The organism is Streptomyces zhaozhouensis (assembly GCF_900230195.1).
Taxonomy (GTDB): domain Bacteria; phylum Actinomycetota; class Actinomycetes; order Streptomycetales; family Streptomycetaceae; genus Streptomyces; species Streptomyces zhaozhouensis.
Genome location: NZ_OCNE01000002.1, coordinates 478562 through 491345 on the forward strand (window position 1 = coordinate 478562; position 12784 = coordinate 491345).

Here is a 12784-nt window from a genome sequence, read left to right on the forward strand (position 1 = left end):
CCCCACCGACAGCCGCCCGCGCGCGGCACGGGCCCCGGGCACCGCGACCGGCCGCCCGGCCGGCTACTCGACGGTCTGGCGCCCCTCGGGCCGGGAGGCGCAGGCGCCGCGGAACGCGCAGGAGCCGCAGTGGTTCCCGGTGCGCGGGGCGAAGCGTTCGTCCAGGACCCGGCCCGCGGCCTCCGCGAGCAGCTCGCCGACCCAGTTCGTCGACGCCTCGGCCAGCGGCTCCTGGTGCTGGACGGCGGGCAGCGACTCCCCGCCGTCCTTGCGGGCGGCGCCCTGCCGCAGATGGACCAGGGCGGCGCCGGCCGCCTCGACGTCGGGCCCGGCCAGCGACTCGTCGTGCCGGACGGCCAACTGGTAAACGGCCAGCTGCGGATGGTGGGTGACCTGTTCGGCGGTCGGTCGGCCCTTGCCGGTCTTGAAGTCGACGACATAGGCGCGCCCCTCCGCGTCGCGCTCCACCCGGTCCAGCACGCCCCTGATCCGCACCTCGTGCGGGCCGGCGGGCAGGGTGACCTCGAAGTCGCGTTCGCTGGCGACCGGTTCGGCCCCGGTGTCGGCGCGCAGCACGTGCCAGCGGAGGAAGCGTTCCAACGCGGCCCTGGCCTCCGCCTGCTCCCGCCGCGACTGCCAGGGCGCCTCGAAGGCGAGCGAGTCCCAGACCGTGTCGAGCCGCGCCATCAGCACCGAGAGGTCGGCCGGGCTGGTGCCGGAGGCGACCTCGTCGGCGAGGACGTGCAGCACGTTGCCGAAGCCCTGCGCGGTGCTGGGCGGGCCGTCGGCGTGCGCCTCCCGGCCGAGAAACCACTGGAGCGAACAGGTATTGACCAGTTGGTCGAGCGCGCTGCCGGTGAGCGCCACGGGGCGCTCGGGGTCACGCAGCGGCGCCTCGGAGCGCGTGGTCTCGCGCAGCCCCCACCAGCGCTCCGGGTGCGCCGCCGGCGCCAACGGGTGCCCGTCGTCGTCGGCGAGCGCGGCCAGCCGGGCGAGCCGCTCGGCGGCGGCGGCGCGCAGCGCGGGCGAGGCGTCCGGGTCGACCGTGGTGGCGCGCAGCTCGGCGATCAGCGCGGTCAACGACAGCGGGCGCGGCGGGCGGGTGCTCAACTCGACCGGTTCGACACCCAGTTCGTTGAGGAAACGGGAGGGCTGCTCCCCGTCGTCCGCCCCCCTGACCGCCGTGACCACCAGCCGGTCCCTGGCGCGGGTGGCCGCCACGTAGAACAGCCGCCGTTCCTCGGCGAGCAGCGCGGCGGGGCTCAGCGGCTCGGCGAGCCCGTCCCTGCCGATGCGGTCCGCCTCCAACAGCGAGCCGCGGCGCCGCAGGTCGGGCCAGCCGCCCTCCTGCACCCCGGCGATCACCACCAGGGACCACTCCAGGCCCTTGGCGCGGTGCGCGGTCATCAGCCGCACGGCGTCCGGCCGGGCGGCGCGCGCCCCGAGCGTGTCGGCGAGGATGTCGTGCGCCTCCAGCTCGGCCAGGAAGTTGAGCGCCCCCCGGCCGCCGATGCGCTCCTCGGCGCGCGCCGCCGCCTCGAACAGCGCGCAGACGGCGTCCAGATCGCGGTCGGCGTTACGCCCGGCCGCGCCGCCGCGCCGGGCGGCGCGCTCCAGCCGGTGCGGCCAGCCCGTGCCGTCCCACAGCAGCCACAGCGCCTCTTCCGCGGTGCCGCCGCCGGCCAGCGACTCACGTGCCTTGCGCAGCAGTTGGCCGAGGCGCTGGGCGCCGGACGCGTAGGTCGGGTCGTGGGTGACCAGTCGCTCCGGCTCGGCCAGCGCCCGCGCCAGCAGCACGTCCGAGGGCTGCGCCGGGCCGCCGACCGCCGCCCGTTCCTCCTCGCGCAGCGCGCGGCCGAGGCGGCGCAGGTCGGCGGCGTCCATCCCGCCGAGCGGCGAGGTGAGCAGCCGGGACGCCGTCTCCGGGTCGAGGGCGGTGCCCTCGCCCGGCTCGGCGACCACCCGCAGCGCGGTCAGCAGCGGCGCCACCGCCGGCTCCTGGCGCAGCGGCAGGTCGTCGCCGTCGACCTCGAGCGGCACGCCGGCCGAGGTCAGGGCGCGGCGGACGGCCGGGATGGTGTGCTGGCCGGCGCGGACCAGGACGGCCATCTCGCCCCAGGGCACCCCGTCCTCCAGGTGGGCGCGGCGCAGCAGGTCGGCGATGTTGGCCAGCTCCGCGCCCGGCGAGGGGCAGGTGAAGACCTCGACCCGGCCGCCCTCGCGAGCCGGTCGGGGCGCGCGGTGCTGGCGCAGCACCTCGGCCGGCAGCCGGGTGAGCGGCATCCGGGAGGCCAGCGTCCGCGTCGCGGCCAGCAGCCCGGCGCCCGAGCGGCGCGCCACCCGCAGCGCCAGCACGGGCGCCGGGTCGCCGGCCGCCGTGCGGAAGGTGTCGCGGAAGCCGAGGATGCCGTTGAGGTCGGCGCCGCGGAACGCGTAGATCGACTGGTCGGGGTCGCCGAAGACGACCAGGTCGCGGCCGTCGCCCGCGAGCGCCCGCAACAGCGCGGCCTGCGCCGGGTCGGTGTCCTGGTACTCGTCGACGAAGACCGCGTCGTAGCGGGAACGGACGGCCGCCAGGTGCTCGGGCCGCTCGGCCAGCCGGACGGCGTCCCGCAGCAGCTCGGTGTAGTCCAGCACGCCCTGCGCCTGGGTGACGTCGAGATACTCGGCGAGGAACTCGGCGGCCACCTCCCAGTCCCGGCGCCCGGTGCGGCGGGCGAACTCGCCCAGCGTCTCCGGGTCGAGCCCCAGCTCCCTGCTGCGGGCCAGCACGGCACGCAGCTCGTCCGCGAAGCCGCGGGTGGTCAGGCAGGAGCGCAGCTCGGCCGGCCAGCGCGGGCCGCGCCCCGAGCGTTCCAACTCCTGGTGCCCGGCGAGCAGTTCCCGCAGATAGAGGTCCTGCTCGGGGCCGGAGAGCAGCCGCAGCGGCTCGGCGAACAGCTCCCGGTCCTGGTGGGCACGGACCAGGGCGTACGCGAACGAGTGGAACGTGGTCGCCTGCGGCGCGCGCCCGCCCAGCTCGGCGGTGAGCCTGTCGCGCAGCTCCACGGCGGCCTTGCGGCTGAAGGTGAGGACCAGCTGCCGTTCGGGGTCGGCCCCGGCGCGCACCCGGCGCGCGACGGCGGCCACCAGGGTGGTCGTCTTGCCGGTGCCGGGGCCGGCGAGCACCAGCAGCGGACCGCCGGGATGGTCAACCACGGCGCGCTGGCTCGCGTCCCCAGCGGTGTCGCGTGCGTCGAGGGCCGGGGTGCGCACCAGTCGGTACGCTCCCGGGGCGGGCGGCCGGTCAGTGGACGGGACGGAGAGGCTCACGTGCATCGCGGATTCTCGTGGAGGTTGGGGTCGACGGTACGCCAGTCGGTGGGCGGGGCGCCGGGTTTCGCGAGGGAAGCCGGCCGCGACCGCGCCCGTCCGGTCGGAAGACCCCCGTGTTCCGCCGCCTCACCCGGACTCGGTCCGGCGCGCCCGCCGCAGGTCGACGCGGACCGTGCCGCCGTCCCGGCCGGGGCGCAGCGGCGTGGACTCCGCGCGGTAGTGCTCCAGCGCGCGCTGTTCGAGTCCGGGCGCCGGGCGCCCGTCCGCGCGCACCACGCGCCACCAGGGCACCGCGCCGCCGTAACGGGCCAGCACCGTTCCCACCTGGCGGGGTCCTCCCCTGCCCACCACGCCGGCGATGTCGCCGTAGGTGAGGGCGCCGCCCTCGGGGATGCGTTCGACGACGGTGAGCACCTCGTCGGCGTAGTCGGACAGGCGGTGCGGCGGCTCGTGCTCCGCCGCCTGGGTGGCGGGCCTCATGCCGCCCATGGTGCCGTATCTCACCAAGCCCACCGCGCTGTCAGTGACTCGTGCCAGTATCGTCCCCGTACGGGGGAGAGCTGGTCGGTGGTAGTCGCTCCAGCGCGAGATCGTTTTCAGGGATGCGGCCAGTGATACGGGGCGAGGAAGAACGAGCGGAGCGGGCGGCGGAGCAGCCGGACCAGGCGCCGCCGCTTGAGGCACTGCAACGCGCCGACCCGACCAGGAGCGACCTGGTCGAGGTCGACGAGCCGATTCTCACCGCGCGCGTGCACCGGCCGGCGGATCTGCTGCGGACCCTGCTGGGGCTGCTGGCGATCGGCGCGCTGCTGGCGGTGGCGACGTTCGCCATCGGCACCACCGAGGGCATCGAGCGCGACGTGGACAAGGGCTCCCAGCAGGCGCCCTCGCTGCTGATCGACTTCGCCGGCTTCGCCTCCGCCGTCGCGGTGCTGATCGTGCCGATGGCCTTCGCCATCGAACGGCTGATCCGCAGGGACGGGTTGCGGATCGCGGACGGGGTGCTGGCGGCCGTGCTGGCGCACGGGATCTCGCTCTCGTTCAGCCTCTGGGTCGCCCGGATGGCCCCGCAGTCCATGCAGGACGCGCTGATCAGGGACGCCCCGGCGGGCGGCGGGCTGACCGAGCCGGTCCACGGTTACCTGGCGCCGGTCATCGCCTACGCAACCGCCGTCGGGATGACGCACCGGCCGGGCTGGCGGCTGGTCATGTGGTCGGTGGTGACGCTGGACGCGGTGGCGGTGCTGGTCGCCGGGTACACCACGCCGTTCTCCGTCGCGGTCACCGTGCTGATCGGCTGGACCGTCGCCTACGCCACGCTGTACGCCGTCGGCTCGCCCAACGTGCGGGCCACCGGGCACCAGTTGCTCGCCGGGCTGCGCCACGTCGGCTTCCGGCCGGTCAGCGCGCTGCGCGCCGATGAGCCCCCCGAGACCCGCGAACGGGAGCGGGACCGGGGGGCCAACGCGCCGACCCGCCGCTATCTGGTGACGCTGGAGTCCGGGCCGCCGCTGGACGTGACGGTGCGGGACCGTCAGCAGCAGGCGAGCGGCTTCTTCTACCGCGCCTGGCGCCGGCTGGCGCTGCGCGGCATCACCCAGCGGCGCAGCCTGCCCTCGCTGCGGCAGGCCCTGGAGCAGGAGGCGCTGCTGGCGTACGCGGCGATCGCCGCCGGGGCCAACGCGCCCAAGCTGATCGCCACCTCGGAGCTGGGGCCCGACGCGGTGATGCTGGTCTACGAGCACATCCCGGGCCGCGACCTGGACTCGTTGCCGGACGACGAGGTCTCCGACGAGCTGATGGAGACGGCCTGGCGGCAGGTGACGGCGCTCCAGTCGCGCCGGATCGCCCACCGCAGGCTGGACGGCAGGTCGCTGCTGGTCGACCGGGACGGCACGGTCTACCTGACCAGCCTGCGCGGCGGGGAGATCGCGGCGGGCGACCTGCTGCTGCGCATGGACGTCGCGCAACTGCTGACCACGTTCGGGCTGCGGGTCGGCGCCGAGCGCGCGGTGGCGGCGGCGGTGACGGTGCTCGGGCCGGACGCGGTCGCGGACAGCCTGCCGCTGCTCCAGCCGATCGCGCTGAGCCGGGCCACCCGGTCGACGCTGCGGCAGCTGGCCAGGGAACGCTCCCAGCGCGAGCGGCAGGCCGTGCTGGACGCCACCCGCGCCTACCGCGAGGCGCGCGGCAGCCTCCCGGAGAACGCGGACCGCAAGACGGTCAAGGCGGCCAAGCAGGCCGAGAAGCAGGTGATGGACGAGGCCCTGGAGAACGCCAGGGAGGCCGACCTGCTGTCCCTGATCCGTCAGCAGGTCCTGCTCATCAGGCCGCAGGCGCCGATAGAGCCCGCCCGGATCGAGCGCATCAGACCCCGGACGCTGGTCAGCCTCATCGCCGCCGTCTTCGCCGGGTACTTCCTGACCAGCCAGCTGATCAACCCGGAGTTCCAACGGGTCTGGGACGACGCCAACTGGGGCTGGGTCATCGTCGCCGCCGGCTTCTCGGCGCTGACCTACTTCGCGGCGGCGATCAGCCTGCTGGGCTTCGTCCCCGAGAAGGTCAACTACCCGCGCACGGTGCTGGCGCAGGTCGCCGGCTCCTTCGTGAAGCTGGTCGCGCCGGCCGCGATCGGCGGCGCGGCGCTCAACGCCCGCTTTTTGCAACGGCAGGGGCTGCGCCCCGGCCACGCGGTGGCCAGCGTCGGCGCCTCGCAGCTGTTCGGGCTCTCCAGCCATGTGCTGCTGCTGCTGACGTTCGGCTATCTGACCGGCACCGAGCACACGCCCAACCTCCCGCAGGACCGCACGGTGATCGCCGGGCTGTTGACGGTCGCGGTCGCGGCGTTGATCGTCACGGCGGTGCCGACGCTGCGCAAGGCGATACTGGAGCGGGTGCGCACCCTCTTCGCCGGGGTGGTCCCCCGGATGCTCGACGTGGTGCAGCGGCCGAAGAAGCTGCTGGCCGGCATCGGCGGGATGCTGCTGATGACGCTGGCGTTCGTGATGTGCCTGGACGCCTCGCTGCGGGCCTTCGGCTGGGAGCTGAGCTATCCGACGATCGCGGTGGTCTTCCTCGCGGGGAACGCGCTGGGGTCGGCGGCGCCGACGCCGGGCGGCATCGGCGCGATCGAGCTGACGCTGAGCGCCGGGCTGAGCGCGTTCGGCGTGCCGCCGCAGGTGGCGCTGGGCGCGGTGCTGCTCTTCCGGCTGATGACCTTCTGGCTCCCGGTGCTGCCGGGGTGGCTGGCGTTCACGCAGTTGACGCGGAAGGAAGCGATCTAGCCTCCGGCGGGGTGCGGTGCGACCACCCGCCTCGCCGGTGCGGCACCGTCGTCGCCTGCGGCCCGCCACCCAGCATTCGCGCAGTTCCCCGCGCCCCCGAACCACCCGGGGGGTGCGGGGAACGGCGCGGCCAACCCGACGCGGGGTGCGGTGCGACCACCCGCCTCGCCGGTGCGGCACCGTCGTCGTCTGCGGCCCGCCACCCAGCATTCGCGCAGTTCCCCGCGCCCCCAAGCCGCCCACCGGCGGTGAAGGGGCGCGGGGAACGGCGCGGCCAACCGTCCACCGGGGCGCGGTGCGACCACCCGCCTCGCCAGTGCGGCACCGTCGTCGTCTACGGCCCGCCACCCAGCATTCGCGCAGTTCCCCGCGCCCCCAAGCCGCCCACCGGCGATGAAGGGGCGCGGGGAACGGCGCGGCCAACCGTCCACCGGGGCGAGGACGACGACCCGCCCGGCCACGCACATGAGTAGTCGACCGCGCCCCCGAACCGCCCACCGGCGGTGAAGGGGCGCGGGGAACGGCGCGAGCAACCGTCCACCGGGGCGGGGACGACCACGCGCCCAAGTCACGCACGTGAGCCCCCGCCGCAGGCGTCAGGCGTGACGGCGCAGCGTCGTGCGGGCCGGGAGGAGGCTCGCGGCGAGCCCCGCGAGGAGGCAGGCCCCCACCGCGCCCAGCGCCCAGGGCCACTCGACCGTCAGCCGCACCGGGAGGCCGAGGGTCGCGCTCAGCCCGTGCACCATCCCGAGCAGGGCCGGCGCGACCGCCGCCAGCCCCAGGACCGCCCCGAACGCGACGACACAGGCCGTCTCGCCGGCGACGGCCGTCAGGATCTGGCGGGTCGTCGCGCCGGCCAGGCGCAGGGCACGGAAGTCGCGGGACCGGTCGTGGGTGGCCACCAGCAGGGTGGAGGCGACGGCGATCGCGGTGTAGCCGGCGGTCATGGCGACGAGGATCAGCGTGAAGACGCGGATGAGGCGGTCCTCCTCGGCGTCGGCCGAGCCGGCGTGCTCCGCCACCGTGACCTCCCGCGCGCCGAGCGCGGCGGCGGGGCTCAGCGGGGTGTCGTCGGTGCGGTAGGCGACGTCGGCCAGCGCGGACGGGTCGTGGGCGCGCACCAGTTCGCGGGGCAGGAAGAGCTGGTAGGGCAGCGAGTCGTCCACCACGGCTGCCACCCGCGGCCGCGCCGTGCGGCCGTCCTCAAGGGTCAGCGTGGCGGTGTGCCCCTCCGACCAGCCGTGGGCGGCGGCGACGGCCGCCGTGACGAGCACCGTGCCGGCACCGGGCGCCGGCTGGCCGTAGATCCGCTCGAACCCGGAGGAGACCCCGGCCGCCGACAGCGCGGTGCGGCCCTCGCCGCCGTAGACGGTCGTCGACAGCAGCGCCGTCGCGGTCGCGTCGCCGACCGCCGCGTCCGAGAGGCCGGGTGTGCCGTCGGGGACGAGTGCCGCTTCGGCGTTCACGCTCGCGGTCCGTTCCGCGGTGTCGGCGTTGGCGGTCGTCTGGACGGCGCTGGTGATCAGCACGGTGAAGGCGACGGTGACGAGCACCGGCGCGACGGTCGCGGCGGTGCGGCGGACGGCGGTGCGCGTGTTCTCGCGGACGAGTAGCCCGGTCGCTCCCGCGCGCCGCGCCAGGGGCCGGGTCAGCGCACCGATCGCCGGCCCGGTCAGGGCCGGGAGGAGGAGGGTCAGCCCGACGGTCATGCCCATGGCGGTGCCGAGACCGAGAAGCACCATGCCGTCGGGGCCCGCGAACGCCGTGCCCACGGCGCACGAAAGGCCCGTGGCGGTCGCCGCCAGCCCGACGAGCCACCGGCCACGGGTCATCGCGCGCTCCTCGACGACCGCCTCGCGCATCGCCTCCAGCGGGGCGACCCGGGAGGCGCGTCGGGACGCCGTCCGCACCCCGGAGAGCGCGATCAACGGGCCCAGCGCGCAGGCCGCGAGCGGCACCCACGGCTGGATGCGGAGCGCGAAGCCCTCCGGCTGGAAGCCCGCCTCGACCATCAGATCGGCCAGCGCCGGCGCCAGCAGGGTGCCCCCCAGCGCGCCCGTGGCCGCGCCGACCAGGCCGAGGGCCAGCGCCTCCCCGTACAGCATCCGTCGCAGCTGCCGGGGCGTGGCGCCGATGGTGCGCAGCAGCGCCATCTCCCGGCGCCGTTGGGCGACGGTGAAGGCGAACGTCGACGCCACGACGAAGACGGTGACGAAGACGGAGAGGACGGCCATGGCGGTGAGCACCTGGCTGCCGATCCATCGGGTCATCTCGTCCCGCTCCGGCACGAGGGCGTCGCGGGCGTCGCCGACGAGGACCCGCCCGTCGCCGCCGACGACCCGCTCCGCCTCCGCCGCGATGCCCGCCGTGTCGGTGCCCGGCTCCGAGAGCAGGCCGATGACCCGGACGCCGCCGGCGAGGCGGGCGGCCCGCGCGTCGGAGACGTAGTAGCCGGGGCCGTCGAACGTGCCGGAGACCGTGAACGGTTCGGCCCCGTGGGCGGTCAGGAGGGTGACCCGGTCGCCCGGCGCGAGGCCGAGCGCCCGGTCGACGACGACGGAGTCGTCGCCGGTGGGCGGCGTGCCGGCGGTCAGGGCGTGGGAGGCGAGCGCCGCGCTCGACCAGCCGTGCCCCTGGCGTTCGCCCGTGCCCTGCTCGGTTCCCTCGGCCTGCGCGTAGAACGAGCGGTCCGCCACGGCGTTCTCGACGCCGGGGATCGCCGCGAGTTCCCCGCGCAGCCGCTCCGCTTCCTCCGGGGGCCACGGGGGCTTCTGGGCGGCCTGCCCCGGGATCTGGTCGCCGGTCGGGCTGTGCACGAGGATCGGCGCCCCGGCCAGCCGTTCGGGGACCCCGGTGCCGCCGGAGAGCAGGATCAGCGCGCTGAACGTCACCACGGTCACGCCGAGCGTCACGGCGGTGAAGGCCCCCAGGAAGGAGACCCAGCGCGTGCGCAGTGTCGCCACGCTGATCACGCCCCCACCTCCAGCGCGGCCATGCGTGCCGCGATCGTCTCCGGGCCGCGGGCGCCGGGGAGTTCCTCGGCGACCCGCCCGTCCGCGAGCAGGACCACCCGGTCCGCGCGGGCGGCGGCGGCCGGGTCGTGGGTGACCATCACGACGGTCTGCCCGCGCCGGTCCGCGAGTTCCCGCAGCAGGCGCAGGACCGTCCGGGAGGCGCGGATGTCCAGCGCGCCGGTCGGCTCGTCCGCGAAGAGGACGGCGGGCCGGGCGATCATCGCGCGGGCGATGGCGACCCGCTGCTGCTGCCCACCGGACAGCTCGCTGGGCCGGTGGCCCGCGCGGTCCGCGAGCCCCACCTCGGCCAGGGCGGCCGCCACCTCGCCGGCCGCCGGGCGGCGTCGGGCGAGCCGCAGGGGCAGCTCGACGTTCTGCGCGGCGGTCAGCGCCGGCACGAGGTTGAACGACTGGAAGACGAAGCCGACGCGCTCACGGCGCAACAGGGTCAGCGCGTGCTCGTCGAGCCCGCCGAGTTCCGTGTCGCCGATCAGCACCTCTCCGCTCGTCGGGCGGTCGATGCCCGCCGCGCAGTGCAGCAGCGTCGACTTGCCGGAGCCCGAGGGGCCCATGACGGCGGTCACCGTTCCGGCCTCGAAGCGCAGGGACACCCGGTCCACGGCCGTGACGGGCTCGCCGCCGGTGAGGTGGCGCCTCGTCACCGCCCGAAGCTCGGCGGCCACTCCCGTCGTGCGGGGACTGTCTGTGGAGATCATGGGAACCAGACAACGGCAGCGCGCCGCTCGGCACACTGGCGCCAGTGCGAGAGCCGATACTCCATCTGGCACTACTGCGGCCCGCGCCCGCGCGCCCTACGGTCGTCGGTGTGGAACCCCGTACCGTCCTGGAGGCCCTCGCCCGGAACCCGCTGGGCTACCTCCGCACCGCCTGGCCATGGCGCGCGACGCTCTACCTGCTGTCCGGCTGCCTGTGCACGGTCGCCGTCGGCCTCGGTGCCGCCGGGCTTGTCCTGACCGCGCCCGGCGGCGTGGCCGGGGCGTGCTGCGCGCTGCTTCTCGTGGCGGGGGCCGTCGCAGTCTCCGGCGTGTTCGAACACCGCCGCCTGGTCCTCGTCGACCGGGACCGGAGCGGGGCCCCGCGCCGCCGACGGGCCATCGGCTACGGAGCCGTCTCCGTCCTGGCCGTCGGCTGGGTGGACCTCGCCGTCCTGCTGCTCGCCCTCGGCATCCCCTGCGGACTGCTGCTGTCCCCGCTGCAGCCCACCGCGGCCACCTGGCAGAGCGTCACCGGCCCGATCGCCGGCGTCCTGCTGCTGCCGGTCGTCGCTTACCCCATTGGCGCCTGGGCGGGCGCCCGTGGCACCGTCGCCCGGGAGGTCCTGGATTCCGGGGACCGCGGGCTGCGGGAGGTCACCCGCTCGCGGGCCCGGCTGGTCGACGCCTTCGACGCCGAACGGCGCCGCATCGAACGCGACCTCCACGACGGCGCCCAGCAGCGCCTCGTCGCCCTGCACATGAGGCTCGGGCTGGCCGGCCTGGACCTGCCGCCGGGGAGCACGGCGGCGAAGGACGTCCGCGAGGCGCACGCCCTCGCCGGTGAGGCGCTGGCCGAGCTGCGGGAGTTCCTCCGCGGCGTGCACCCGCAGATCCTCACGGAACGGGGGCTGCCCGCGGCGTTGCGGGACGTCGCGGGGCGTTGCGCCGTTCCGGCCGACCTCGACCTGGCGGTGCCGGGGCGGTTGCCGACGAGGGTCGAGGAGACGGCCTACTTCGTGGCGACCGAGGCACTCACCAACGTCGCCAGGCACAGCGGTGCCGGCCGCTGCCGGGTCACCGCCCGCCTGGACGACGAGGTGCTGCGTCTGGAGATCGAGGACGACGGCGCGGGCGGCGCCGACCCGACCCGTGGCACCGGCCTCACCGGCCTCGCCGACCGGATCGCCGCGGCCGACGGCAGAATGTTCCTGTCCAGCCCACCCGGCGGACCCACCCTCCTGAGAGCCGACATACCGTGCAGCAGCCCGTCCGCATCGTGATCGCCGAGGACGCCGTGCTCCTGCGCGAGGGCCTCGTCCATCTTCTGGAGCGCCTCGGCCACCGGGTCCTCGCCGCCGTCGGCGACGGCCCGTCGCTGCTGGCCGCCGCCCGGGAGCACCGGCCGGACCTGGTCGTCGCCGACGTCCGTATGCCTCCCGGGCACACGGACGAGGGGCTGCGCGCGGCGCGACGGCTCCGGGCCGAACAACCCGGGCTCGCCGTCCTGGTGCTCAGCCAGTACGTCGAGCAGACCTTCGCGGACGAACTCCTCGGGGAACGGCACGACGGCGCGGGCACCGGCTACCTCCTCAAGGAACGCGTGGGGAACGTCGAGGAGTTCACGGACGCCGTGGCCCGGGTCGCGGCCGGCGCCACGGTCGTCGACCCCGAGGTGGTGCGGCAGCTCCTGGCCCGCCGCCGCGACCCGCTGGCCCGCCTCACCCCCCGCGAGCGCGAGGTCCTCGCGTTCATGGCGGAGGGCCGCTCCAACGCCGCCATCGCCCGTCGGCTGTTCGTCACGGAGGCCGCGGTCGCCAAGCACATCGCGAGCATCCTGCTGAAGCTCGACCTGCCCCCGGCGGCCCCGGACGACCACCGGCGGGTGCTGGCGGTACTCACCTATCTGCGCGCCTGACCCGTGGGGCGGGCCGAGTAGGCCCCCTCCCGGGCCGCGCACGGGCGCGGCCGACACCAGGCCACGACGGGCAGTTGCGAGCCAGAAGAGCCGTCATGCCTTGCCGATGCGCCCCACATGCCCGTACCGTCCCGCACATGCGGTTCTACAGCATGGGACGCGCCGCCCGGCTGCTCGGGGTGAGCGCGGACACGGTTCGGCGGTGGGCCGACAACGGGCGGCTGCCGACGCGGCGGGACGAGGCCGGCAAACGGCAGGTCGCCGGCGAGGATCTCGCCGCGTTCGCCGTGGCGTTGGGCGCCGAGGGCGCGCCCGGCGGCGACCTCGGCGAGCCGCACACCAGCGCGCGCAACGCCTTCCCCGGGATCGTCACCAAGGTCACCGTCGGCGACGTCGCCGCCCAGGTGGAGATCCAGGCCGGGCCGCACCGGCTGGTGTCGCTGGTGACCCGCGAGGCCGTCGAGGAGCTGGGCCTGACGGTCGGCGAGGAGGCCGTCGCGCGGGTCAAGGCCACCAGCGTCCATGTCGACCGGATGTGAG

General features: G+C 75.7%; 8 protein-coding genes. 4 read left to right on the plus strand and 4 right to left on the minus strand.

Going from position 1 to position 12784, the window contains the following annotated elements; all coding sequences use genetic code 11:
• Positions 1-63: 63 nt before the first annotated feature.
• Positions 64-3318, minus strand: coding sequence for an ATP-dependent helicase (locus CRP51_RS05295; RefSeq protein ID WP_097229789.1), 3255 nt, complete (start codon positions 3316-3318; stop codon positions 64-66).
• A gap of 123 nt (positions 3319-3441) precedes the next feature.
• Positions 3442-3795 carry an MGMT family protein gene (locus CRP51_RS05300; RefSeq protein ID WP_097229913.1) on the minus strand — a complete coding sequence of 118 codons (354 nt, stop codon included), beginning with the start codon at positions 3793-3795 and terminating at the stop codon, positions 3442-3444.
• A 122-nt stretch (positions 3796-3917) separates the two neighbouring features.
• Here CRP51_RS05300 and CRP51_RS05305 point away from each other — a divergent pair, with 122 nt between their 5' ends.
• Positions 3918-6599: a lysylphosphatidylglycerol synthase transmembrane domain-containing protein gene (locus CRP51_RS05305; protein WP_097229790.1), complete on the plus strand. Its 2682-nt coding sequence runs from the start codon at positions 3918-3920 to the stop codon at positions 6597-6599.
• 596 nt (positions 6600-7195) lie between these two features.
• Here CRP51_RS05305 and CRP51_RS05310 read toward each other — a convergent pair.
• Positions 7196-9571 (minus strand): ABC transporter permease, encoded by a 2376-nt coding sequence (locus tag CRP51_RS05310; protein ID WP_097229791.1) that lies wholly within the window; start codon positions 9569-9571, stop codon positions 7196-7198.
• On the minus strand, positions 9568-10329 hold the full coding sequence (locus CRP51_RS05315) for an ABC transporter ATP-binding protein (RefSeq protein WP_097229792.1): 762 nt from the start codon (positions 10327-10329) through the stop codon (positions 9568-9570). The genes CRP51_RS05310 and CRP51_RS05315 overlap by 4 nt, the downstream gene beginning before the upstream one ends.
• Before the next feature lie 110 nt (positions 10330-10439).
• Between CRP51_RS05315 and CRP51_RS05320 the strand changes: the two genes are divergently transcribed.
• The 3 genes from CRP51_RS05320 to CRP51_RS05330 all read left to right on the plus strand — a co-directional run bounded on the left by CRP51_RS05320 (position 10440) and on the right by CRP51_RS05330 (position 12783).
• Positions 10440-11609, plus strand: a complete 1170-nt coding sequence (locus CRP51_RS05320) for a sensor histidine kinase (protein WP_212615829.1) — start codon at positions 10440-10442, stop codon at positions 11607-11609.
• Positions 11606-12244, plus strand: coding sequence for a response regulator (locus CRP51_RS05325; protein WP_097229914.1), 639 nt, complete (start codon positions 11606-11608; stop codon positions 12242-12244). Before CRP51_RS05320 ends, CRP51_RS05325 begins: the two co-directional genes overlap by 4 nt.
• A gap of 137 nt (positions 12245-12381) precedes the next feature.
• A complete protein-coding gene (locus CRP51_RS05330) occupies positions 12382-12783 on the plus strand; it encodes a TOBE domain-containing protein (protein ID WP_097229793.1) in 402 nt (133 codons plus the stop codon).
• Position 12784: the final 1 nt, after the last annotated feature.

Excerpts from the sequence above, each read along its gene's own strand:
- CRP51_RS05295 (WP_097229789.1), bottom strand. The coding sequence starts at position 3,318 with ATGCACGTGAGCCTCTCCGTCCCGTCCACTGACCGGCCGCCCGCCCCG.
- CRP51_RS05300 (WP_097229913.1), bottom strand. The coding sequence starts at position 3,795 with ATGAGGCCCGCCACCCAGGCGGCGGAGCACGAGCCGCCGCACCGCCTG.
- CRP51_RS05305 (WP_097229790.1), top strand. The coding sequence starts at position 3,918 with ATGCGGCCAGTGATACGGGGCGAGGAAGAACGAGCGGAGCGGGCGGCG.
- CRP51_RS05315 (WP_097229792.1), bottom strand. The coding sequence starts at position 10,329 with ATGATCTCCACAGACAGTCCCCGCACGACGGGAGTGGCCGCCGAGCTT.
- CRP51_RS05330 (WP_097229793.1), top strand. The coding sequence starts at position 12,382 with ATGCGGTTCTACAGCATGGGACGCGCCGCCCGGCTGCTCGGGGTGAGC.